The sequence below is a fragment of the Reinekea sp. G2M2-21 genome, from assembly GCF_015687175.1.
Taxonomy (GTDB): Bacteria; Pseudomonadota; Gammaproteobacteria; order Pseudomonadales; family Natronospirillaceae; genus Reinekea.
The window spans coordinates 1,702,387-1,725,333 of the sequence record NZ_JADPQG010000001.1; the positions used below are offsets into that span (position 1 = coordinate 1,702,387).

The window sequence follows — 22,947 nt, forward strand, 5'->3', positions numbered from 1 at the left end:
TCCTTATTGACCGATATCGACGAAATGACCCGCTATCGCAGCCGCCGCTGCCATTGCAGGACTAACCAAATGGGTCCGCCCTCCAAAACCTTGACGACCTTCAAAATTACGATTTGACGTTGACGCACAATGCTCGCCTTGCCCCAACTTGTCGGCGTTCATCGCCAAACACATAGAACAACCCGGCTCGCGCCACTCGAATCCCGCCTCAATAAAAATTTTATCCAACCCTTCTGCTTCTGCCTGCTTCTTCACCAGCCCGCTGCCGGGTACCACCAACGCCTGCTTCAGGGTTTTGGCCACCGTTTTACCTTTGGCAACTTCCGCAGCGGCCCGCAAATCTTCAATTCGAGAATTCGTGCAGGAACCGATAAACACCCGATCCAGCTGAATATCCTTAATGTTCTGACCCGCTGACAACCCCATGTACTGCAGAGCACGCTGAATACCGGCCTTTTGCACCGGATCCGTGGCGTCTTCCGGGTCGGGAACACACGCATTCACACCCAGAACCATCTCAGGAGAAGTCCCCCAGGTCACCTGCGGTTCAATATCTGCAGCGTTTAACTCGATCTCTTTGTCAAACACCGCATCGGCATCACTCACCAAAGATGCCCAATAAGCACTCGCCGCCTCCCATTGCTCACCTTTGGGTGCAAAAGGTCGGCCTTTAAAATAATCAATGGTTGTTTGGTCGACAGCCACCATGCCCGCTCGCGCGCCCGCCTCAATGGCCATGTTACAGACGGTCATGCGCCCTTCCATGCTGAGCGCCGCAATCGCCGAACCCGCGAACTCAATCGCATAGCCGGTACCACCAGCCGTGCCAATTTTACCAATGATGTAAAGCACGATGTCTTTTGCAGTCACACTTGGATTAACGTCACCGTCAACCCTAATACGCATGTTCTTCATCTTGCGCTGAATCAGGCACTGTGTAGCCAACACATGTTCGACCTCTGAAGTCCCAATACCAAACGCTAAGGCTCCCATCGCGCCATGAGTTGATGTGTGAGAATCGCCACAAACAATGGTCATGCCCGGCAGGGTTGCCCCTTGCTCAGGCCCCATGACATGCACAATACCCTGATTAACGTCGTTCATGTCAAACTCACGAACACCAAAGTCCTGACAGTTCTCATCCAAGGTCTTCACCTGAATTTTTGAAATCTGATCGCTGATCCCATCAATCCCACTGTCACGCTCAGTTTTTGTAGTCGGGACATTGTGGTCTGGCGTGGCGATATTGGTATCCAAACGCCATGGCTTCCGACCTGCCAACCGCAACCCTTCAAAGGCTTGAGGCGATGTCACTTCATGCAGTAACTGCCGATCAATATAGATTAACGCCGTCCCATCTTCTCGTTGTGAAACGACGTGTGCATCCCACAACTTGTCATATAACGTTTGTGCCATCTGCGCACACCTCAGGTTGTTTTTTACATGCTGGCTATTGTAAATTGACGATTCAATAATACAAATTTATTATTTTTATCAATTCCATTCCCAACAGGAATATGAAATGGATTTACAAAGCCTGGAAGCCTTTATCGCAGTCGCCGAATTGGGTTCGTTCAGTCGTGCAGGGGACAAGCTGTTTTTAACACAGCCCGCTATATCAAAGCGCGTGGCCAACCTTGAAAGCCAACTGGGAACTCAGCTGTTCGATCGCATCGGGCGTGATGTGTATCTCACAGAGGCCGGTGAAATGCTGAAATCTCGAGCGAATATCATCATCGATGACATCCGCGATCTGCAGACCTCGGTCAGCCAGCTCAACTCAAAAGACGTGCGCCATTTAAGCATGGCCAGCAGTCACCACATTGGCTTGCATTACTTGGGACCGTTGCTGCGTCAGTTCACTGACGAAAACCCGCTGGCTAAGCTGGAACTGCGCTTCATGGAATCGGAACAGGCGATCAACAGCCTGCTGAAACGCGACATCGAGCTGGCATTGACGACCATCCCCAGCCCATTAAATCGTGAGCTGACAGCAAAAACCTACTGGCGCGATAATTTGCGATTTGTCGTCGCCAATGACCATCCGCTGGCCCGACGAAAAGACAAACTAAGGCTGAACGAACTGGCACACCTAACGGCCATTCTGCCAGATCAACAAACCACGACTTTTCAGATTATTGAGCAAACCTTTGAAAAACATCACATCCCGCTAAAAAGGGTACTCAGTGTGAATTACCTGGAAACAATCCGGGCATTGGTATGCCATGGCGTTGGCTGGAGCTTGCTACCGGACATCATGATCGACGACCAACTGACGGTGTTGAATATTGATCGGGTTAACCTGATCCGAAACCTGGGCGTGATCCGGCACAAGCAACGCACTACCAGTCGAGGTGCTCGTGTTTTCCTCGATATCGTTGAGCAATCCATTGCGCTGACAAAACAACCAACCCAGACAACAAACCCCATAGGTGAGATTCATGTGCCACCGGAGCCTGAATAAATTCACCCACCCAATCGGCCCCTGGTAAGGAAAACCAGCCGTTTTCAGACAAGACTTTGACGCTCATCAAGGCAATAAAAACGCTTTTGACCCAGCGACCATAAAAAGGACTGACATACGCAGCGTAGACTAACCAACCGTATAACACACCGGATAAGCCGACATAGCGTTCATATTCTGACCGCCACAAGGCCAAGCTGGTGAATAGCCAAATGATGGCGAACGCCGACCAATGCGCCTTTGATAACCGTGATGGGAGTAAAACCGCCATCACCACCAACCCCCATTGATTCAGCACCCAGTGACGTAGATTCAACTGAGTTAACCAAGCAGAAAACGGACGCCACCACTGCCCCCGAGCGACGAGCTGCTGATCAAATTCCAATAAAGCCTGTAGCGGTGACCAAACCGCAATCAATGTGATTAAAGCCATCAATACCAACACAACAGTAGTCATATGTTGGGTCACAAAATGACGTCGATTACGGTCTTTCAAATCCAACTTCCCAATGCAATTTGTGGGTAAACCGGTACAATGCCGCACTTTCTAATGCACGAACGTGGTTTACAACATGTGGTTTAAGAACATCCAAGTATATTCATTTACAGAACAGTTTTCACAGACCGCGGAACAGATAGACGATTTATTGAAACAGCACCCTTTTACACCGCTGAGTCAGATGCAGGAATCCACTTTCGGCTGGGTACCGCCGTTCAAGGATGCTGAACTATTTTGTGAAAGCGTCTCTGGCAAACTGTTCATTTCCGCCCAGATACAGGAAAAACTGCTGCCAGCCAGCGTTATCAACGATCATTTGCAAGAAAAACTGGATGCCATAGAAGACGCTGAAGGCCGCCGTCCTGCACGTAAAGAACGCGAACAACTCAAAGAAGATATCCGCGCGGCACTGCTGCCGAAAGCATTTCACAAAACCCGACGAATCAGCGCCTGGATTGACGCCCGTCGTGGATGGCTGGTTATAAACGCATCATCCGAAAAAACCGCCGACGACTTTACCGCCCACTTACGTGAGGCTCTCGGTTCACTGCAGGTGCTACCTTTTGCGAAATCTGCTGCAGGAGCCGACATTTTAACCTCATGGTACCTGGATCCTGATACTCGCCCAGAAGGAATGTCGCTAGAAGCCGAAATGGAACTCACCATGGTACAGGACCCGACGGTAAAAGCGCGGTATAAGAACCTGGATTTGGGTGCACCTGAGATAGGACAGTCGCTGGACAGTGGCATGCGCATCAGACAAGTTGCCATCGCCTTCGATGAACAATGCCTGTTTGTCATCAATGAAAAATTGCAATTAAAACGATTAAAGTTCCAGGAAAAACTCATTGAACAAGCGAACGATTCAGATGACCCAAGATCCGATGCATTAATGATGAGTGATACCATCACGCAGATTATCTCTCGTCTGGAGCCATTAACGGCAACGGATAGCATTTAAGCCTGTCAGGATTAATGACTACTCGCCATTGCCTTGTCTAATTTACCGACGCTTTGGCGCGTTTTCACGCTAGTCATAACAAACCGTTAAATCTCTCAGATATGGACCACCACCCACATACAAACTCAGTGGTCCAAGGCCAATTGAGGCGACAGACTGGTCAGACTGCTACACTTATGATCAAATGCACCTAACTACATGGACTGTATTTCCGGAAAATGATGTATATGAACCTCAATCGACTTCACCTGTTATTTGCCCTGCTTCCGATGTTGGCATTTGCGGAAGACACCATAATTACGGATGACCTTATTCTCGAAGACATCGGCGAAACCATCGACAATAGTGAGTTAGAACTCGATCAACTGAGCACTCCAGATCTACCTGCAGCCGTGATGCCAGATATGTTCCGGGAAATAAATTCCGAAATCGTAAGCGACAACAACCCTAGCACCTCTGACGAGACCAAAGCGAACGACCAAGCCAAACAACCGATTCCTGAAAACGTCAAAGTCAACGTTATTGAGGTTCGGGAAACGTTCTACAAACTGACGTTAAACCCTGAAACAAACGCGTATACACGAGCAGAAACCACCGAAGCCAAACCCGGTGATTTGATTGAGTTGGTTATTCGGGCGACGAATGAAGCCGACGAAACCGTTGAAAACATAGAAATGGTGAATAACGTACCGAGTGGCCCGGTACAACTGATTGAAGGCTCTTTTGCTACGGATCTAAACAACAGTCTGTATCGCTTATCACGTAATGGAAAGGACTTCTTCCCGTCTGATGCTGAAATTGAACCTCAGGCAATTCGCCATATACAATGGCTAATTTTCTCACTAGCACCTCAACAGAGTATGGAATTTAAGTATCGAATCCGCATTAACCAATAATGCAAACTTCCCTATTCTGGAATGGTTTTCGCTCAATTCTGAGGCGCTTTAAACTGTCGAAGCTCAGCAAAACAGACCATTAACGCTTCGCGATGTTCGTTTTCGATTTCTTCACGCAGCGCATCCTGAGCCTGTCGTTGTTTGGCGGTCAACTGTTTACGAGCCTGGTGCGTATCGAAATCCTTTACCTGCTCAAACACCACATCCAGAATTTGATAGGGCTGACGAAGCTCGGGGGCTAGCAAAAGAGCATCCAACAGCATTTTGCAGCGAATGGTTGCCTCAGACAGGTTCAGGTTTTCATCCAACACATTCGCCGAAATCACCTGTAGGCTTTCTTCGATGTATAGAGTCTGCTTGCGTTGCTTCTCCAATGCAGCAACATTGGCTTTTTCACGTTGCGCTTCCTGTTCTTTCACCTGTGCAGTTAACCGGTAGGCGTATATCGACAAGGAAGCGATAATGATGGCAGCCAACAAAAGTAACAAAGGAATCATTGAGAGTCTCCTGGAAATTCTTGTTCACGAGCTTTGGCCGTTTCTGCGTCCAGCAAGTTAATGGTCTGCGATTCGTCGTCCCAGGTAACACACATTTTACCGCGATCTAACAACTTTAGGACTTGGTCAATCATAGATTGCCGGCTCATCTCGACAATATCCGTTTCTTGGGATTGCCGACTGAGCCAGTCTTCAATCACAGCCTGAAGCGTCTCAGGCGGCAACTGCTTGTGCGGAATAATCATCGATCAACGAATGGACTGGTTGTGACTGTGAAATCCGAGTTCCTGTTCCCATTCGCAACGTACAGAAAGCTCATCACTCGGGCAATGATAAGCACCCGGACTTTCCCAGAAAAAGGTGTGCTTGCCGCTAAGTTCAGTTTCGAGATGCACCGTGGCCGAAACCCAATACATCTTCTTCAGCAGTGCCTCGAACTTTGCCATCCATTGTTCCCAATGATATTCCACAGCCTGGTAGGAGGCCGCAAAATGAATGACCTGAGTCTGATACGTCCCGTGCTCCAAATCTTCTTCTGGAATAGAAAACATACTGCTTGTCAGATAGGGGAAGGTATCGACTTCATTGAGCTCCAATAGAGCGTCGCAATTGATTAGCCGGCTTTTTAGTTGAAAACCGGGATCACTGGAGGCTACATCCCTGATAATACCATACACAATGGTTTCTTGATCCATGCGCTTATCCGTCACTCAAATGTCATTTTTCTGATTATAGGTGAATGGAGCCTAAAGACTCGTGCGCCAGTTTGCAAAACAATTATTAAAGGGCATCTTTAAAACGTCAACCTGACTCTGGATTTAAGAACGAGCTAGGACAAGGCGGAAAAGCGCTCGTCATTCCCTTCAGTGTTAGCCTTGTTTTGCACTCTGCTCGTACACGCGTAGAGATCAACGGACTTTTTTGAGATGCCCTTAACCTAATTACCACTCACCCACAGACCCTGTTCGGTTAGCCAGCGAATAAAATCGGCTTCATCCATAACCGGAATACCCAACTCTTCTGCCTTTTTCAATTTGCTACCGGCACCGGGACCTGCAACAACCTGATTGGTCTTTGCAGAGACACTTCCAGCCACCTTTGCGCCTAAACGCAGCAGATAGTCCTTTGCTTCGTCACGACTCATTTGCGAAATTTTTCCCGTGACAACCCAGGTCTGGCCACTCAGCAGCGCGGTTTCGGTCGACGCAACAACATCATCCCAATGCACGCCCAGTGCAATGATTCTCTGCACTTCCATAACGTTTTGCTCTTCGGCAAAAAAGTTCACCACATGAGCAGCAACTTTGGGGCCGACATCTTCAACTTCCAGCAGCTGGGCTTCAGTTGCCGCTATTATCTTTTCGATGGACCCGAAATGGGTCGCGAGATTGCGCGCAGTGGTTTCACCCACTTCACGTATACCGAGCGCAAACAAGAAACGAGGCAGCGTTGTCTGTTTGCTTTTCTGAATCGCATTAATCAGATTTTCGGCTGATTTTTTGCCCATTCGCTCCAACGACTCTACCGTATCCGCAGTTAACTCATAGATATCACTGGCCGCGTGAATTTTATTGGTTTCCAACAGAGCATCGACAATTTTTTCTCCGAAACCGTCAATATCCATCGCCTTGCGGGAAACAAAATGCTTAAGTGCCTCGCGACGTTGAGCACTGCAAATTATGCCACCGGTGCATCGGGTCACCGCCTCACCTTCAACGCGCTCAACCAACGAACCACACTCTGGGCATTCGGCAGGCGCCGTCACCTTCTTAGCGCCAGGCAAACGATCATCCGACAAGGCTTTAACGACCTGTGGAATGACATCTCCTGCGCGGCGAACGATAACCTTGTCGCCAATGTGCACATCCAATCGCTCTACTTCATCCATGTTATGCAAGGTGGCGTTACTGACTGTCACACCACCAACAAATACCGGTTCCAGACGCGCAACCGGGGTTAACGCACCGGTTCTCCCGACTTGGAATTCAACATCCAGCAAGCGGGTTATTTCTTCCTGAGCCGGAAATTTCCGGGCAATAGCCCAACGTGGTGCACGGGACACAAAACCCAACCGATTTTGCAGAGCAAAATCATTTACCTTGTACACAATGCCATCAATTTCATAGGGCAAGTTGTCACGCCGGGCTTCTAGCTGCTCGTAGAATTGCTGAACGCCTTGCAACCCAATGACAACCTGACTTTCCGCATTGATTTTTAAACCCCATTCTCCAAACTGAGCCATCAGCTCACCTTGATTTGAGGGCAAATCACCGCCGCTAAAGTGACCAACGGAATAACAGCACATTTCTAAGGGGCGCTGTGCGGTGAGCCGAGAATCCAACTGTCGTAAACTTCCTGAAGCTGCATTGCGTGGGTTCACAAACACCTTTTCACCCTTGGCCATCGCCTTCGCATTCATTTTTTCGAAGCCAGCCTTGGGCATATAAATCTCGCCACGAACCTCCAGCTCCTCTGGCCAACCCGCCCCCCTTAACTGCAATGGAATGCTTTTAATGGTGCGCACATTGGCGGTGATATCTTCACCCGTTGTGCCATCACCTCGGGTAGCACCGCGTACCAACGCTCCGTTTTCATAGAGCAAGCTGACGGCAATACCGTCCAGTTTTGGCTCACAAGCAAATTCAATATCAGCGGTGCTGTTCAGGCGATCCTTCAGGCGTTTTACAAAGGCAGCCAGATCTTCTGCACTGAATGCGTTATCCAAAGACAACATGGGGATCCGGTGCTCCACGGTCGTAAACCCGGCCTGCGGTGCACCCGCCACCCGCTGTGACGGAGATTGAGGAGTCACCCAATCCGGATGCTCTGCTTCTATGCCCTTTAATTCCTGCATTAAGCGGTCGTATTCCGCATCGGGAACACTGGATTCATTCAAAACATAGTATTGGTGATCGTAGTGAGTGATCTGATCGATTAACGCGTTGTATTTGGCACGCAGGTCAGACATAAATATTGGACTCAGCTGTCATTCAGGATGGAATCAATTTACTGCGTTCAAACGAACGGATCTTTTCTCGATAGTACTCAATGCGTTGCGGCGTTACCGTACTATGATCTTCGTCCAGAATCTGGGCCTGGAGGTGTTTCGCCAAAAATTGAGCCATTTCAATCATGTGATCAAAAGATTCAAGGGCATTCGCTGCAGTCGGCAACTGCATGAACAACGTCACTCCCGGCGTGTTAACCTGGTTCATAGCATCCGGATCGAAGGTCCCGGGCTGAACACAATTCGCCAGCGAGAACTCGGTAATACCACGAGGATTGCGGTAATGGAAAATATCCATAGGGCCGTGTCGCAAGCCCGCAGTGATCAACAGATCTAACAAAAGACTGCCCGACAGCTCTTCGTCGTCATGAGCCATTACATGAACAATAACCAGATCTTCCACTGGCCCTAACTCCTGCACTTCCAGCTCGGGTTCATTGGCTTTTTGCCCAGCGTCGTGGCGCACTTCGGACTGCGAATAGGGTTCCGTGTCCTGCAGGTCTGAGTCTTCAGCGGGCACATATTGCTCCGCCATTTCAGCCTCCAATTCATCAGATTCGTCAAACTCTTCAGCCTCAAAAACAGAATCTGAATCTGCTCTGTCAACGGCTACGCCGATCGGCTGTTCGCGATCCGTGGCTCGGGGATCTGATACATCAACCGCTTGTGTATCTTCCGCATCATCGTCGTAAGCGCTGAAGTGTGGTTCAGACATGGCAGCCGAAAAGTCGAGTTCGGACTGCATCTGCGTATCCCGTTCAACTTCTGGTTCCGGCACCTCTGGCTCGGCCACTTCAACCCGCTCCATCAGCATAGGCACTCGTTCACGGAGATTAAGCTTGCTCTTCAGCTCATGCTGTTCTTCGTCGGTCATGGTCCGGATACGTGCCCCACCATTGGGCAGTTCACGCGCTATTTGTGCTTTACGTGCAGCCTCTTCTGGATCGACATAATCGTCCTCCGCGGCAACAGCGGCTTTTTTGGGCTTGGCGGCTTTCATCCGACGCAGACCATCCCAAACGATGGCCACAATAGCGATCAGTCCTAACCAGATTATGATGTCTCGCAATTCCATAACTTCACACCTTTGGCTTACATAGCAGCCAGTTCTGCGGCCTCTTCGACGTTCACCGAAACCAGGCGGGATACACCGGGTTCATTCATGGTGACCCCCATTAATTGGTGCGCCATCTCCATGGCCCCTTTGTTATGCGTAATATAAATAAACTGCACATGCTCGGACATAGCTTCCACCAACTTTGCATACCGTCCTACGTTAGCATCGTCCAATGGCGCGTCAACTTCGTCGAGCATACAAAATGGCGCAGGATTCAATCGGAAAATAGAGAAAACCAACGCGATGGCGGTGAGTGCTTTTTCTCCACCCGACAACAAATGAATGGTGCTGTTTTTCTTGCCCGGCGGCCTGGCCATAATGGCCACACCGGTATCCAGCAATTCTTCACTGGTTAATTCCAGATAGGCATGACCACCACCAAATACCTTTGGAAACAGTTCCTGTAGACCACTGTTAACACGATCAAACGTTTCCTTGAACCGGGTACGGGTTTCTTTGTCGATTTTTCGAATGGCGTTATCCAAAACTTCCAGCGCTTTTTGTAAATCGACGTCCTGCTCATCCAGATATCGCTTACGCTCACTTTGCGTCTGGTACTCTTCAATGGCTGCCAGGTTAATGGGACCTAAACGTTGTATGCGGGTCGCCAGCCGCTCCAGGGCCTCTTCCCATTCTGGTTCATTCGCGTTTTCAGGCATATTGGCGAGCACCGTCTCAAGGTCAAACTGTTGCTCGGCCAGTTGTTCCTGCAACGTGGTTCTGCGCGTCATCATGGCTTGTGCTGCCATACGGTTCTTTTCCAACTCGCTGCGCACAGTCATCGCGTTCTGGTCCAGCGTATGACGTTCTTTTTCGTATTCACGCATTTTTGCGTCAGCGGATTCAACCTGCGACCGTTTCTCGGCAAGCGCCTCTTCCAATTCAAGCCGTCGCTCAAGGCGCTCTTCCAGCTCCATTTGCACATCATCTTGCGGATCATCTCGCTCCGCCAGCTGTTCTTTTAACTTCTGTAACCGCTCCGCCGCTCGCTGCTTTTGCGTTTGAGCACGTTCAAAGGCAGTCTGAAAAGAGTCAACTTCGGCCTGTAATTGCTGCCTTTTTAGCTGCAATTGATGATGTTGTTCGCGAATCAGCCGCAGAGCGTCTCGTTGATCATCTATCTCGATGCGCATTTCTTCGCGTTCGCCGAGCAATGCCTCACGCTCATCGACATCTTCTTCCATTGAATCCAGCGCCTGCTGCAACTCTTCACGCGTTAACCCGAGCGCTTCCCGCTCTTCGGACATTTGCCCTTCAACGGTTTCAATTTCCTGATCAAGCCGGTTCTTACGTGCTTTTAACTCTTCCGCTTGAACGCGCTTACCACTTAATTCTGCTTTGACTTCTGCCAACTCACGGGCCAGGCGTTGATTTTCTACCTGCAGCTGTTCGCGTTCTTCTTCGGTTGCTTTCAACTGCATTTGAGCCATTTCGAGACTGACCGCGAGGTCTTCTTCCGTGACTTCCAGCTCGTCTATCACTTCTGCGAGTGTCTCCAGCTCCTGTTGGAGGCTGATTAGACCATGTTGATTGTCTTCGCCTCGACGTACCCGTAACCAGTTACTGCCTACCCAGATGCCTTCTTTGGTGATACAGGATTGACCCGGCTGCAATGTTGGTTGCAGTGCCAGGGCCTGCTCCAGTGAATCGACCGTTTTCACCGCGGCCAACCAGCTGTGCAGCGACACATTACAAGTCACCTTTGCCAACAGTGAATCACCGGCATTTATCGCTGGAGGCATTTGGGCGCTCACTAATGTTAGCGTACCGTCTTTAAACCTGGCTAACGGCTCAACCATTCCAGAGAGCGACTCCACTCTTACCGCTTGCAATGAGTCGCCTAAAACCGTTTCAACGGCCGATTCCCAACCACTTTCAACATGAAGATCTTCGGCAAGCCGCTTGGCTTCACGCATTTGATGGCTGGCAAGCCAATTCTGCACACCTTCAGATTCATCACCTAAGGTGGCCTTTATCAAGGCTTTAACAGTGCTCAGACGAGCTTGTTTCTGTTGCAGTTCCTGGCGGGCTTGGTCCAACGCCTGACGTTTTTGGTCTACAGACTCACGATGTTGCAACTGCCGCTCGGACAACTCATCCAACCGGGTTTGGAAATCATCACTTTTTTCTTCCAAAAGTTCCGCGTCATCGACCAATTTGGCTAGATTTTCCGCTTCTGGGTTGTCTGCAATTTCTTGTCGTTCGCGATGCAGGGTTTCCTGGCGTCGGTGTAATTGTTCTACGACGCGCTCCAGATGCTGAATACGCGACTGCGCAACTTCTGCCTGTCGCTTTGGTCCCTGCGCATTCTGGTTAAAGGAATCCCACTTACTTTGCCAATTGGCCTGACGCTCCTCTAACTCGGCCAACTTTTCAGTGCTGATTTCGACCTTTTCAGCAGCCGCTTCAATTTCCGGCTCCATGATAGCCAGCGTTTCACGCTTCTCTTCTACCCGATCGGTATCGGTTTCCGCTTCGCTTGCGGCTTCCTGATATTGCCGCTCCGCTTCCTGAATATCCTGCAAAAGCTGAGCAGACTGCTCTTGCCGGTGCTGCATGGTTTGTTCAAAACGGGCAATTTCATTGCCTAACTGATAAAACTGCTCTTGGACACGGTTAAACGCATCAGTAGCGTCATGATGCTGTTCACGTAAAACTTCGTTTTCGGTATCAATATGGCGTTGCTGGGTAACGAACGATTCATATTGCGTCTCCAGCTCAGCGATTTTTAATTCTTGACCGCTCACCTCGTCATTGAGGCGCTGCCATTTCAACGCAGAAAGCTGTGCCTTTGTTTCGCGCTCTTCCTGCTTGTAGTTTTTGTACTTTTCCGCTGATTGCGCTTGACGGTGCAAATGCTGTAACTGACGCTCCAATTCTTCACGCAAATCGGTCAGTCGTTCGAGGTTCTCCCGGGTACGTCGCATTCGGTTTTCAGTTTCGCGACGCCGCTCTTTGTATCGCGAAATACCGGCAGCCTCTTCAATATAAACCCGCAGTTCTTCCGGCTTGGATTCAATCAACCGAGAGATCATACCCTGTTCGATAATGGCATAGGAACGTGGCCCTAGACCGGTTCCCAAAAACAGGTCAGTCACGTCTTTACGGCGGCATTTGGTGCCATTGAGATAATAGGAGGAGTCGCCATCGCGAGTAACTTTGCGACGAATAGAGACCTCATTGTAGGCTGCAAATTCGCCGCGCAAGGTGTGGTCTGAATTATCAAACACTAACTCGACCGTGCATTGGCTGACCGGTTTACGGGAGTTACTGCCGTTAAAAATAACGTCTGTCTTGTTTTCACCACGCAGGTGTTTCACCGAAGATTCGCCCATAACCCAGCGCACGGCATCAATCGTGTTCGATTTACCGCAACCATTCGGACCGACAATGGCCGAAAGATTGGTGGGAAATGGGATCTTGGTAGGATCCACAAAGGACTTGAACCCTGCCAACTTGATACTTTTTAAGCGCATTCGGCTAATTTCTTCGATTCATATGAAAGCGTCGATTCTAGCGTCAAACCGACTCGGTGGAAACCACCCCCAAAAACCATTTTTTATCGATTTTTCAATAACTTAATCACAAATCAATAAATAAACGGCTTTTTGACGAAGAATGACTCAACCTCGCCCTTCCTCTTAACTGCGCCGCACGACGCCAAGACTGGCCTGTTGCAAGCACTAGAATCAAGCTCATGAGGCGTTAAGCCGTGAACTACGAACTCGCAGCGCACTAAAAAAGCCTCCGTCGTTTTCACGAGGGAGGCTGTATTTCCTTGCCAAAAATGCCTAGGGTTGTGAGATCACGACATCGGCGAACATTTCTTTACTGTCTATCGACACTTGCACAACATCCCCTTCCCAATCCCCAGGCTGAGTATTGGCCAAACCGGTCAGAGATATCCGTGCAGTGACTTCGACTTGTTCCTGGGTCGATATGCCGCCCATCGGTCCCATGGCATCCTGATCCGACAACATCACAGTCATTAATGGACCAGTCACGGGCAGCCGCTTAACAGCCAACGGCATGCGTTGGCCAATGGGCCGAGCATAAATAAACAAAGCCGCGTCCCTTGAGAGACCTTCCCAAGCTGCAGGCAATTGTACATTCACAATGATACGCGTTGGCTGTTCTGCTTCGTAATCGATCCCCTGACTTGCCAGCTGTTGTTTCGCCCGATTGATGAAATCATCAATAATGGCAGGATCCGCCTGCGGATTCTTTAACTTCAATCGAGACCAATAATCGATAGCCTTTTTATAATCGCCCAGATCAAAGCTCATTCGACCCGCAAGCCCTAAGGCAGTATCATTTTGGTAATACTGTAAAGACTCTTCAAATGCTGCCAAAGCCAGTTCCGGGCGATCCAACGAGACGTTGGCCTGTCCGATATAGGCCAAAATGGCAGCTTCGTCTTCCGCATTGTGCTCAACCAAACGTATTTGCTCCAGAACATGCTCCAGGCTGTCTATGGCGTCTTCATACTGTTGCAGGTCTAGTTGCATACGTGACAATCGGAACCAACCTTCAATATCGTCAGGTTTTGAAGCTAATAATTTTTTATACCCGTTTAAGGTATCTGCCACTTGGTCAGACTTTACGTCACTGGTCATCGACAGGGCTTTAAACTGCTCGCGTACTTTCACGGCGTCGGCAGCCCCGATATTGGCGTAAGTCAACCAGGCGACGCCAAAAACCAAGACCGTTAGCATGGGCACCCATACCCAAGGCAGTTGGGATTTTTGCGTTAAATGCTGTTGCTGATGTTCAGCATCGGCCAACAAAGCTTTTTCTTCTTCCAACTTAAAAGACTCATATTCTTCAGAGCTTAAGTCCCCACTTTCTTTCTGCACCAACAGAGCCGCCAGGCGTTCTTTGTGGATCTCCAAAGCACGTTCGGCAGAGTCCTGAGAGAGTTCATCTTTACTGCGCTGACGTACCGCAAACAGAACGAAAACGAGGACAGGCAGCAGCCATATTAATAAACCAAGCATCAGGATTTTTCCTCCAACAGTGCTTTTAACCGAGCTGACTCTTCTTCGGTCAGTGCTGGGTTTTCATTCTGTTTATTTCTCTTTGTCAGGCGGAATAAGATTAACATCCCAATAACCAAACAGGTGATTGGCAGCACCCAAAGCCAAATTGTGACCAGAGACATTTGCGGTTTATAGGTTACAAACTCCGTATAGCGATCGATCATGAAATCAATGATTTCCTGATCGGTATAACCCTGATGTAACATTTCATAAGTTTTTAATCGAATATCTTCTGAAATCGGGGCATTGGAATCAGCCACATTCTGATTCTGACATTTCGGACAACGCAATTGAAAGGTTAACTCGGTGTAGCGGTCACGCAGTTCATCACTGTCGAAGGTCAATACCTCATTTGCGGTCGCCTGAACCGCGAGCGCGCAAGTGGCTGCAAACATCAGGCAACGGACTAATTGGTTATACCATTTCATCAAAAATCGCCTTTAATTGGTTTTCCCAAATCTTATCGGTAATTGGCCCTTGGTAGCGATGTTGCACCTGCCCATTAGAATCTACAAAGAAGGTTTCCGGCGCACCGGTAACACCGAGATCAAACCCGAGCTCACCATTTGGATCAAAAATATTGACGTCGTACGGGTCAGCATAATCTCGTAGCCAATTCATCGCCAATTCCCGGTCATCTTTATAATTGATACCAATAATTTTCACCCCTGAAGCAGCCAATGAATTCAAAACCGGGTGCTCGTATTTGCACGACGTACACCACGTCGCCCAGATATTGACCAGCATGGGCTCGCCAATAATATCGCTTCGGGTTAAGAATTGCTTGTTATCAACCAAGTCACTGAGTTTAAAGTCTGGCAAAGATTTACCGGTCAGTGCGGAAGGTACCGCCTTAGGATCGACTCCGGTGACCAATGCGTAGCCAAAGACTGCAAACATGACAGTCACCACAAACAAAGGCAAAATCAACAGTGGTTTAAATTTCATAAACTCGCCCCCGTTCTGGCAGTACGCCGATACCGCTTGTCAGTAATACTCAGTACGCCACCTAGCGCCATGAGCAACGCTCCAAACCACATCCAGCGAACAAAGGGCTTCACCTGTAAGCGTACTGACCAAACCTGACGACTGTCATCTAGCGGTTCTGCAAGCGAGGCATACAAATCTCGGGCTAAGTTGCCATCGATTCCAGCCTCGGTCATCACGTTTCGCTGTACCTGATAAAACCGTTTCTCAGGATGTAACTCTGCAATGGGTTTGCCATTGCGAAATACGTTTATCGTGCCTTTATCGGAGCTGTAGTTAGGTCCACTGACCTGATCAACACTCGTTAACTCGAATCTATAGTTACTCATTTCAACAGATTCGCCGGCGGCCATTCGGAAGTCCCGCTCAAGGTCGAAATTAGACACCAATACGACACCGGTCGTAGCAACCACCAGACCGAGATGCGCAATCCACATACCCCAAAATCCGACACCAGCCTTCTTCAACCCGGTGACAAAACTGTCAGCATTTTTGGTTTTTTCTGCCAGCAACCGAATCAGTGAGGCCGCAGTCCAAAAGACCAATGACATACCGAGCCAAACCTGCCAATGCAATTGACCACTCAATGCCCATGGCAACAGCAAGGCAATCACAATCGCTCCCGCGATGGCCACAATAAAAAAGCCAGTCCAGGATTTAAGCTGTTGTTTTTTCCAGCGCAATAGTTGACCGAGCCCCAGTAAACTGATCAAGACAACCATGAGCATATTAAACACAAGGTTAAAGAAAGGAGCACCAACGGAAAGCTTGCGCATTCCAAATGCGTCCGCAATCAAAGGCAGTAAGGTTCCGAACAGCACAGCAAATGCAATGACCACCAGTAAAATGTTATTCATCAGCATGAAAGATTCACGAGATACAAACTCGAATTTGCCGGCGGTCTTAATTTTGCCGGCGTTGAGTGCATAAAGAATCAAACTACCCAGTATCGTGATGGCTAAGATCACCAGAATAAACAACCCCCGCTTAGGATCCGAAGCAAAGGCGTGCACACTGGTCAATACGCCGGAGCGAACAAGGAAGGTTCCAAGCAAGCTGAATGAAAAGGCAAATATGGCCAGTAAAACGGACCAGCTTTTAAACAAATTACGCTTTTCAGTGACGGCTTGAGAATGAATCAACGCGGTACCAATTAACCACGGCATAAAAGAAGCATTTTCAACCGGATCCCAGAACCACCAGCCACCCCAGCCTAGCTCGTAGTATGCCCACCAACTGCCTAGTGCAATACCGACAGTTAAAAACGCCCAGGCAACATTCGTCCAGGGACGAGACCAACGTACCCAACTGGCGTCAAACCGACCGGTAATCAATGCGGCAATAGCAAAGGCAAACGCGACGGAAAAACCAACATACCCCATATACAACGTTGGCGGGTGCAAGATCAGACCGATGTCTTGCAACAACGGATTGAGGTCTGACCCGTCCGTCGGTGGAATGGGTAACAGTCGGGCGAATGGATTAGAGGTAAACAAAACAAACATGGTGAAGCCGAAGGACACGATGCCCAGCACGCCCAGCACCGCACTTTTTAACTCAACCGTTAGTGAACGGGCAAAAACTGTCACCGCAACTGTCCAACCAGTCAGCATCAGAATCCACAACAACATGGACCCTTCATGGTTGCCCCACGTTGCTGAAAACTTGTAATACCAAGGCAAGGCACTATTTGAGTTTTGGGAAACAATGACAACGGAGAAATCATCGTTTAAGAAAGCACGCACCAAAATGGCGAAAGCAACGGCGGTAAAAAAGAACATTGCCCAAGCTAAAGCAGGTGCTGTGCGTTGCAGTGCTTCTTTATTCATGCCGACACCGGTCAATGGAATGACCGCTAGCAAAAACGCGAAAACCCAAGCCAATATCAGCGAAAACTGTCCAAATTCTGGAAACATGAAAACCCCTATTTATTCATAGTGTCCGGATGACCCGCTTGCTCAAGCGCATGAGTCACTTCCGGCGGCATGTATGTTTCGTCGTGCTTTGCTAAAACGGTGTCTGCCGTAAAGAGTTTGTTTTCATCCAGCTTACCGATAACGACAACACCTTCACCCTCTTGAAACAGGTCCGGCAATATACCCTCAAACATAACATCAACATCGGATGCGAAATCGGTTACCTGAAAACGAACTTCAAGTGAGCCGTCGCTGCGCTTCACCGAGCCTTCCCGCACCATACCACCCGCTCGAATGACCTGAGACTGCGGTGCATTGCCAGCGGCTATTTCAGAAGGCGTAAAGAAATAATTTACGTTCTGACGCAACGCAAACAACACCAGTAACACAGCAATCGATACACCGGCGACACCCAGTAGAATAAGAATGAGTCTTTGCTTACGTTTTGGATTCATACCTGCTCCCGACGTTCACGTCGCTTTTGATCTAAAATAAGTTTTTTCTTTAATCGTCTTGGGCTCATGACATTAAACAAAATCACAGCTGCCCCAACGGCATAAGCTGTCCATACATAGAGCCCATGATTTCCCATGGCAAAAAATTCACCGACTGTTGAGAACGCCATATCAGTTAGCCTCCAAACGTTTGATCTCTTCTTGGGCCCACTTTGCTTTTTTCTCGCGATCCAGAATTTCCAAGCGGGTACGAATCAGCATCCAGGCACCAAACGCCAGGTAAAAACCGAGAATGGACATTAATAAAGGAATCAACATGCTGACGTGCATCGGAGCCGCCGACGATATTTTCAACGTGGCTGGTTGATGCAATGTATTCCACCAGTTCACGGAAAACTTGATGATCGGAATATTGACGACGCCAACCAACGCAAGAATAGCGGCAGCGCGGTCACCGCTTTCCTGACGTTCCATAGCGTTCTGCAGAGCCCAGAGACCAAGATACAGCAGTAATAAAATGAGCATTGATGTCAGACGAGCATCCCAGACCCACCAGGCACCCCAAGTAGGTTTACCCCAAATCGCGCCGGTAATTAACGCCAACAAAGCCATACTGGTACCGATGGGTACACATTGTTTGGCAGCGTAAAAGGCCAGCTTTATGCGCCAGACCAAACCGACTGCGCCGGCTATGGCAATGGTCATATAGATTGCCTGTGCTAAAAACGCAGCCGGCACATGCAAAAAGATAATACGATAACTGTTACCCTGCACACGCTCGACAGGAGAGAAAGCCAACCCCCAGACCAGTGCCGTTGCGATCAACAACACGGCGGCCCACCCAAGCCAAAAACTCCAAGGGCGTGACATTTCGTAAAACCATTTTGGTGAGCTCCACTTATGAAACCACCGAACGAACATTTGCCACATGCTGTTAATACTCCTCACCAGTCATTGCGCTTTTTGTAATCGCTATCTTAATTAATTGTCTTAACGTCTTTTCGTTAACCATATTAATGGATTGTTCTTCTCATTTTTTAGTCACCCACAGTGACATCAAGCGCTGCCACCGTAAGCCAGGGCGAAACAACGAAAGCACCAGCGGCGATGGCCCCGAGCAGCGATAATTGAGCGACCCAGGGCATACCATTTACAAACGCCTGAATGGCAGACGTACCAAATATGATGACCGGTACAAAGAGCGGCATAATCAAAATGGTTAACAACAAACCACCCTTTCGCAAACCAACGGTCAAAGCAGCACCAATACTGCCCAGCAAACTCAGTGTCAACGTACCCAGCGCAAGGGTCAGCATCAGCAAAGGCAATGCCGAACCCGGCAACGCCAGCATGACAGACAGCAAAGGCGATAATAACGTCAATGGCAAACCGGTCACCAACCAATGGCTGAGGATTTTACATAACACTAACAATTGCGGCGGCACCGACGACAACAGCATCTGTTCCAATGAACCATCTTCGTAATCGTGTCGGAATAAAAGATCTAAAGACAACAGAGATGCCAACAAAGCTGCCACCCACAAAACGCCGGGTGCCATTTCACTGAGTTTTTCGAGATCCGGCGTCACTCCTATAGGAAACAGTGAAACGACAATCAGAAAAAAGAACAGGGGGTTTGCTAAATCGGCGCGTCGGCGATTTGCCAGACTGAGCTCACGGCGCATCATCTGTGCTAGTGCCAACATCATAAGGGTGCCCCTATCAGCAACTCGCGTACGGCTGTGTGTGTCAGGCCATGATGACTTGTCATGACCACGGTACCGCCAGACTCAGCAAAGGCTTCAATACGCCGCTCCAGCTGACGCACGGCATTCACATCCAGTGCGGTAAAAGGTTCATCAAGTAACCATAATTTTATCGACGGCATATCCAGATAAAGTCTGGCTAATGAGACCCTGCGTTGCTGCCCCGCGGACAAGCTGCCAGCAGGGACATCTTCATAACCCCTTAAACCGACGGTATCCAGTGCTTGCCAGATCGCTTCTGAGGGTAAGTTCTGATTGTGCAGGGCAACGGCAAAAGCCAGGTTTTCCAGAGGGGTTTGCTGCAAGGTGACGGCTGGTCGATGCGCCAGGTACCAGAAACCGTGACCATCAAGCTTTTCGCCTTGCTCGCTAAGCGAATCATGCCACTTCAACTGGCCTTCAACGACCCAACTCAATCCCACCAGGCGGCGCAATAAGGTTGTTTTTCCTGCCCCATTCGGCCCCTTAACATGCAGTATCTCGCCTGCTTGGAGGGAAAAATCGAGATGATTAAACAGAACCCGTTCGTCTCTTTCACAGTACAGATTTTCAGCACGCAACAGCTCTGTCATAACACCTTCCACATCGATAACCGGGGCATTATAACGACACCTGCAGTGCCATCGGTAACCTTTACCAAAGCCTGAAATTTCAAGGAATTAGGACTTTGGCCGATAAATGATTAAGATCAATGAACGGGTTAAAAACAGGCCAATGTCCATGGCAAATGAAGGCATCCGACTTCCCAGTGACACAACCGTCGCCAGCCAGAAGGTAAAGCGCGGTCACGGCCTGCCCGAAACCAAGGCTTTGCCTACAAAAACCGAACCACTTCCTCCGCCTTCACCGCTGTTGACCGTCGTTCTGCAATCGACACCACTGTTGGAAGGCAAGCGTCAATCCCTGTACGAACTCGTATTGCAGAATGACCCTAAAAGTGAACCGCCGATTCGATTACCGTCAGATACACACATAAAGCCCGGCACATCGCTGCTACTAGAGTTGGATGACAATGGGCAGTACCGTCCAATCGAGAAACCGAACGTCGAGCAATTGCAGCGGCTGGTGCAGTTAGAGCTTGAATTTTGGCGAGCCCATCTTTTACCCAAAACTGACAGTCGAAGCTTCCCTGACTTGCCTTCGACAGACACTCTGCGGCAACTCAGCCAAAACCACCCGACACTGAAACCCTTAATACAATGGCTGACGCAGCGACCGGACATTGTCACAAAACCGCTTATCCACCAATGGTTCAAGGAAATTGCGCCACTCAGCCCCTGGCGGGCGTGGGCGCCCATGGTCAGCGCAACCGCCGGCAAGGCGCCACCACCCACAGAGATGGGTCAGCCAATGGGCAGTGCACCGCCCACTGAGAACGTCACGGCTCAAAAGCTGAGTGCACTCATCGTGCCCGATCCAAGATTGACTCAAGCTATCGGCTTACAACCGACAATAGGCTCTACACCGAAGCAAGTTCAGACGGCAGTGGACCAGTTGATCTCTTCTTTAATGGGTCGCGCGCCTGGCACCACAACTCAACAAGCACCCACCAACACTTTGCAAACCAATACGCCGCTATCGCCTAGCTCCAATTCACAGAGCGAGCCGACCCGACCAAGTCTGAACTTTATGGGTCAGATCTTTCGCCTGTCAGCAGATGCCCCAACTGTCACCAGCAAAGACCTGCACCACCAATACACCGCCGTCCGCCTAGCCAATCATGCCACGCCTGCCTCTTTGGCGAAGCCGACAGTGAAAACATCAGGTACGGACACGCCTCAAAACCCAGCAGCGGGTCCAGTGCGACTTCAAGCAGCCAGCAACCTGTTAACTACGGCAGAGCAAAGAAATCTTATTCCGGTGTTAATCCCATCAAGTGCAGCCCTAAAAAATACCAGCCAAACGTTACCACCAGGACTGCCAAACTCGTCGACGTTATTCGTGAATAGTCAGCAGCTGTCAGCGCAATTACAGCAAAGCAAAACCACTGTGTCGGCTGATCAAGCGCCGAAAATCAACTGGCAACACCAACCGCTGATTGCCCCTGGGTATTCGACGGACCGCGGTCAAAATATTCCTCTGGAAATCAAACTCGGCCAATGGCTGAACGCACTGCAAGGTGAAATTGCTGCCTCTCCGGCACATTTGCAACATCAACTTAAATACCGAGCCAGTGAACTTCTGAAACAGATTGCCGAAGGCCAGATCAACATCACAGCACACGGGCCAGGCAGTTCCGCTCAGTCCACAAAAAACAGAACCGAAGAACCCGCATTGCATGCGTTACAGGCTTGGTTAGAAGCCACGCAGGCTCGACTGCAGCACGCCGCCGTGCAAACCACGACGATGCAATGGAACGCACCAGACACACCGATTCAACAAATGCACCTGCCCCTGATCTGGCTCGGCTTAACCAGCTGGGCTGACATTGAGTGGTGGCAAGAGAAACCCAACAAGAAAAAAGACAATGACAAAGAAGCCGCTTTTGGTCGCCGTTGGCGGATGAAAATCTACTTGACCTTAGCACCTTTGGCACCGATCTGCGCAGACATAGATTGGTCTGCCGACGCAACACAAATAACCTTTTGGAGTGAAGACCGCTCAACACTGAATCATCTGAGCCAACTCATGCCCATGCTTCATCGCTGGACAGATGGTTTAGGCGAAAAAAGTCTTGCTACTCGGCACGGTATGCCCAAAAGAGCGGCAGAACGCAAAGCCGACCAAACCGAACAACACCTGGTGGACATTCGCACATGAACCAAACACAAACCAAAGCCGCAACGTTAAAATACAAAGGACGAAAAACACCTATCGTCTCAGCATTGGGGGAAAACGAACAAGCGGCGGCCATGTTGGCATTAGCCAAACAACACAATGTACCGGTTTACGAAGATGAAGATCTGGTGAACATTCTTTCGCAACTTAATGTTGGCGAGGCAATTCCCAGCCAGCTTTATGAGTGGGTCGCCAGCGTGTTAGCGTTCGCCTTCTTTGCACGCAACGAAGTACCAGATGGTTTTTCACCCACAGCGACGCGCTCTGCTTATGATCGAGTACGCAAGACTTACGAAGGCGACTAACAAACAAGGTTTGCCGATTTGAATACCGCGGTTGGAAACAGATTAATTGCCAATATTTATGACACGATGTATGGTTTTGCCACAATCAACTTTGACTGTCTACTGGAAACAGTTTTTACGTCTAACACGAAGTGCAGCGCCGTAATAGCGTTTCCATTAGCTCCCTTCGTGCGCGTCATTAAGTCACTTCAGCGCTAATAGTTCGAAGGAAGAGCGAGGCGTGTGTTGCAGGTAATATGGCTTTACAAACTGAGGGCTTG

21 protein-coding genes and 1 pseudogene are annotated in these 22,947 nt (G+C 49.4%); 5 read left to right on the plus strand and 17 right to left on the minus strand.

Annotated elements, in window-relative coordinates; genetic code table 11:
• Window positions 1–3 precede the first annotated feature (3 nt).
• A complete protein-coding gene (gene leuC / locus IYN85_RS07770; RefSeq protein WP_196158234.1) occupies window positions 4–1,416 on the minus strand; it encodes a 3-isopropylmalate dehydratase large subunit in 1,413 nt (470 codons plus the stop codon).
• Window positions 1,417–1,522: 106 nt separating this feature from the next.
• On the opposite strand from leuC, the pseudogene IYN85_RS07775 reads away from it, so the two are divergent.
• A pseudogene (locus tag IYN85_RS07775) lies at window positions 1,523–2,326 on the plus strand (LysR family transcriptional regulator); the annotation flags it as partial.
• Between the two features lie 16 nt (window positions 2,327–2,342).
• On the opposite strand, the gene rrtA reads toward IYN85_RS07775, so the two are convergent.
• Entirely contained in the window at window positions 2,343–2,960 is a 618-nt protein-coding gene (rrtA, locus tag IYN85_RS25850) for a rhombosortase (protein ID WP_230390521.1), read from the minus strand.
• 76 nt (window positions 2,961–3,036) lie between these two features.
• Here rrtA and IYN85_RS07780 point away from each other — a divergent pair, with 76 nt between their 5' ends.
• Window positions 3,037–3,924, plus strand: coding sequence for a recombination-associated protein RdgC (locus IYN85_RS07780; protein ID WP_196158236.1), 888 nt, complete (start codon window positions 3,037–3,039; stop codon window positions 3,922–3,924).
• Window positions 3,925–4,151: 227 nt separating this feature from the next.
• Window positions 4,152–4,820: a hypothetical protein gene (locus IYN85_RS07785; protein WP_196158237.1), complete on the plus strand. Its 669-nt coding sequence runs from the start codon at window positions 4,152–4,154 to the stop codon at window positions 4,818–4,820.
• 32 nt (window positions 4,821–4,852) lie between these two features.
• Here the strand turns inward: IYN85_RS07785 and IYN85_RS07790 are convergent, their stop codons facing one another.
• The 15 genes from IYN85_RS07790 to ccmA form a co-directional block, all read right to left on the minus strand.
• Window positions 4,853–5,317, minus strand: a complete 465-nt coding sequence (locus IYN85_RS07790; protein ID WP_196158238.1) for a DUF2489 domain-containing protein — start codon at window positions 5,315–5,317, stop codon at window positions 4,853–4,855.
• On the minus strand, window positions 5,314–5,562 hold the full coding sequence (locus tag IYN85_RS07795; RefSeq protein WP_196158239.1) for a YheU family protein: 249 nt from the start codon (window positions 5,560–5,562) through the stop codon (window positions 5,314–5,316). The genes IYN85_RS07790 and IYN85_RS07795 overlap by 4 nt, the downstream gene beginning before the upstream one ends.
• Window positions 5,563–5,565: 3 nt before the next feature.
• A complete protein-coding gene (locus tag IYN85_RS07800) occupies window positions 5,566–6,012 on the minus strand; it encodes a hypothetical protein (RefSeq protein WP_196158240.1) in 447 nt (148 codons plus the stop codon).
• 242 nt (window positions 6,013–6,254) lie between these two features.
• The gene (ligA, locus tag IYN85_RS07805; RefSeq protein ID WP_196158241.1) at window positions 6,255–8,285 is read right to left on the minus strand and encodes an NAD-dependent DNA ligase LigA; all 2,031 of its coding nucleotides are present in this window, start codon (window positions 8,283–8,285) and stop codon (window positions 6,255–6,257) included.
• Between the two features lie 22 nt (window positions 8,286–8,307).
• Entirely contained in the window at window positions 8,308–9,399 is a 1,092-nt protein-coding gene (zipA, locus tag IYN85_RS07810) for a cell division protein ZipA (RefSeq protein ID WP_196158242.1), read from the minus strand.
• A gap of 17 nt (window positions 9,400–9,416) precedes the next feature.
• Entirely contained in the window at window positions 9,417–12,917 is a 3,501-nt protein-coding gene (gene smc / locus IYN85_RS07815; RefSeq protein WP_196158243.1) for a chromosome segregation protein SMC, read from the minus strand.
• A 315-nt stretch (window positions 12,918–13,232) separates the two neighbouring features.
• Window positions 13,233–14,438 carry a c-type cytochrome biogenesis protein CcmI gene (gene ccmI / locus IYN85_RS07820; protein ID WP_196158244.1) on the minus strand — a complete coding sequence of 402 codons (1,206 nt, stop codon included), beginning with the start codon at window positions 14,436–14,438 and terminating at the stop codon, window positions 13,233–13,235.
• A complete protein-coding gene (locus IYN85_RS07825) occupies window positions 14,438–14,908 on the minus strand; it encodes a cytochrome c-type biogenesis protein (RefSeq protein ID WP_196158245.1) in 471 nt (156 codons plus the stop codon). The genes ccmI and IYN85_RS07825 overlap by 1 nt, the downstream gene beginning before the upstream one ends.
• The gene (locus tag IYN85_RS07830; RefSeq protein ID WP_196158246.1) at window positions 14,895–15,428 is read right to left on the minus strand and encodes a DsbE family thiol:disulfide interchange protein; all 534 of its coding nucleotides are present in this window, start codon (window positions 15,426–15,428) and stop codon (window positions 14,895–14,897) included. Before IYN85_RS07830 ends, IYN85_RS07825 begins: the two co-directional genes overlap by 14 nt.
• Window positions 15,425–17,383 (minus strand): heme lyase CcmF/NrfE family subunit, encoded by a 1,959-nt coding sequence (locus IYN85_RS07835; RefSeq protein WP_196158247.1) that lies wholly within the window; start codon window positions 17,381–17,383, stop codon window positions 15,425–15,427. The genes IYN85_RS07830 and IYN85_RS07835 overlap by 4 nt, the downstream gene beginning before the upstream one ends.
• An 8-nt stretch (window positions 17,384–17,391) precedes the next feature.
• On the minus strand, window positions 17,392–17,838 hold the full coding sequence (gene ccmE / locus IYN85_RS07840) for a cytochrome c maturation protein CcmE (RefSeq protein WP_196158248.1): 447 nt from the start codon (window positions 17,836–17,838) through the stop codon (window positions 17,392–17,394).
• Window positions 17,835–18,008, minus strand: a complete 174-nt coding sequence (ccmD, locus tag IYN85_RS07845) for a heme exporter protein CcmD (protein ID WP_196158249.1) — start codon at window positions 18,006–18,008, stop codon at window positions 17,835–17,837. The genes ccmE and ccmD overlap by 4 nt, the downstream gene beginning before the upstream one ends.
• A gap of 1 nt (window position 18,009) precedes the next feature.
• Window positions 18,010–18,768: a heme ABC transporter permease CcmC gene (gene ccmC / locus IYN85_RS07850; RefSeq protein ID WP_230390522.1), complete on the minus strand. Its 759-nt coding sequence runs from the start codon at window positions 18,766–18,768 to the stop codon at window positions 18,010–18,012.
• Between the two features lie 107 nt (window positions 18,769–18,875).
• Window positions 18,876–19,547 (minus strand): heme exporter protein CcmB, encoded by a 672-nt coding sequence (gene ccmB / locus IYN85_RS07855; RefSeq protein ID WP_196158250.1) that lies wholly within the window; start codon window positions 19,545–19,547, stop codon window positions 18,876–18,878.
• On the minus strand, window positions 19,544–20,176 hold the full coding sequence (gene ccmA / locus IYN85_RS07860; RefSeq protein ID WP_196158251.1) for a cytochrome c biogenesis heme-transporting ATPase CcmA: 633 nt from the start codon (window positions 20,174–20,176) through the stop codon (window positions 19,544–19,546). The genes ccmB and ccmA overlap by 4 nt, the downstream gene beginning before the upstream one ends.
• Before the next feature lie 106 nt (window positions 20,177–20,282).
• Here ccmA and IYN85_RS07865 point away from each other — a divergent pair, with 106 nt between their 5' ends.
• Entirely contained in the window at window positions 20,283–22,364 is a 2,082-nt protein-coding gene (locus IYN85_RS07865; RefSeq protein ID WP_196158252.1) for a hypothetical protein, read from the plus strand.
• The gene (locus IYN85_RS07870; protein WP_196158253.1) at window positions 22,361–22,687 is read left to right on the plus strand and encodes an EscU/YscU/HrcU family type III secretion system export apparatus switch protein; all 327 of its coding nucleotides are present in this window, start codon (window positions 22,361–22,363) and stop codon (window positions 22,685–22,687) included. The genes IYN85_RS07865 and IYN85_RS07870 overlap by 4 nt, the downstream gene beginning before the upstream one ends.
• Window positions 22,688–22,947: the final 260 nt, after the last annotated feature.

What these genes read in the sequence shown, in the direction of transcription:
- ccmB (WP_196158250.1), bottom strand. Translation starts at nt 19,547, where the DNA reads ATGATGTTGGCACTAGCACAGATGATGCGCCGTGAGCTCAGTCTGGCA.
- IYN85_RS07835 (WP_196158247.1), bottom strand. Translation starts at nt 17,383, where the DNA reads ATGTTTCCAGAATTTGGACAGTTTTCGCTGATATTGGCTTGGGTTTTC.
- IYN85_RS07800 (WP_196158240.1), bottom strand. Translation starts at nt 6,012, where the DNA reads ATGGATCAAGAAACCATTGTGTATGGTATTATCAGGGATGTAGCCTCC.
- leuC (WP_196158234.1), bottom strand. Translation starts at nt 1,416, where the DNA reads ATGGCACAAACGTTATATGACAAGTTGTGGGATGCACACGTCGTTTCA.
- IYN85_RS07870 (WP_196158253.1), top strand. Translation starts at nt 22,361, where the DNA reads ATGAACCAAACACAAACCAAAGCCGCAACGTTAAAATACAAAGGACGA.
- IYN85_RS07785 (WP_196158237.1), top strand. Translation starts at nt 4,152, where the DNA reads ATGAACCTCAATCGACTTCACCTGTTATTTGCCCTGCTTCCGATGTTG.
- IYN85_RS07790 (WP_196158238.1), bottom strand. Translation starts at nt 5,317, where the DNA reads ATGATTCCTTTGTTACTTTTGTTGGCTGCCATCATTATCGCTTCCTTG.
- ccmA (WP_196158251.1), bottom strand. Translation starts at nt 20,176, where the DNA reads ATGACAGAGCTGTTGCGTGCTGAAAATCTGTACTGTGAAAGAGACGAA.
- ccmE (WP_196158248.1), bottom strand. Translation starts at nt 17,838, where the DNA reads ATGAATCCAAAACGTAAGCAAAGACTCATTCTTATTCTACTGGGTGTC.
- ccmI (WP_196158244.1), bottom strand. Translation starts at nt 14,438, where the DNA reads ATGCTTGGTTTATTAATATGGCTGCTGCCTGTCCTCGTTTTCGTTCTG.
- ccmC (WP_230390522.1), bottom strand. Translation starts at nt 18,768, where the DNA reads ATGTGGCAAATGTTCGTTCGGTGGTTTCATAAGTGGAGCTCACCAAAA.
- smc (WP_196158243.1), bottom strand. Translation starts at nt 12,917, where the DNA reads ATGCGCTTAAAAAGTATCAAGTTGGCAGGGTTCAAGTCCTTTGTGGAT.
- zipA (WP_196158242.1), bottom strand. Translation starts at nt 9,399, where the DNA reads ATGGAATTGCGAGACATCATAATCTGGTTAGGACTGATCGCTATTGTG.
- IYN85_RS07780 (WP_196158236.1), top strand. Translation starts at nt 3,037, where the DNA reads ATGTGGTTTAAGAACATCCAAGTATATTCATTTACAGAACAGTTTTCA.
- IYN85_RS07865 (WP_196158252.1), top strand. Translation starts at nt 20,283, where the DNA reads ATGATTAAGATCAATGAACGGGTTAAAAACAGGCCAATGTCCATGGCA.
- ligA (WP_196158241.1), bottom strand. Translation starts at nt 8,285, where the DNA reads ATGTCTGACCTGCGTGCCAAATACAACGCGTTAATCGATCAGATCACT.
- IYN85_RS07825 (WP_196158245.1), bottom strand. Translation starts at nt 14,908, where the DNA reads ATGAAATGGTATAACCAATTAGTCCGTTGCCTGATGTTTGCAGCCACT.
- ccmD (WP_196158249.1), bottom strand. Translation starts at nt 18,008, where the DNA reads ATGGCGTTCTCAACAGTCGGTGAATTTTTTGCCATGGGAAATCATGGG.
- IYN85_RS07795 (WP_196158239.1), bottom strand. Translation starts at nt 5,562, where the DNA reads ATGATTATTCCGCACAAGCAGTTGCCGCCTGAGACGCTTCAGGCTGTG.
- IYN85_RS07830 (WP_196158246.1), bottom strand. Translation starts at nt 15,428, where the DNA reads ATGAAATTTAAACCACTGTTGATTTTGCCTTTGTTTGTGGTGACTGTC.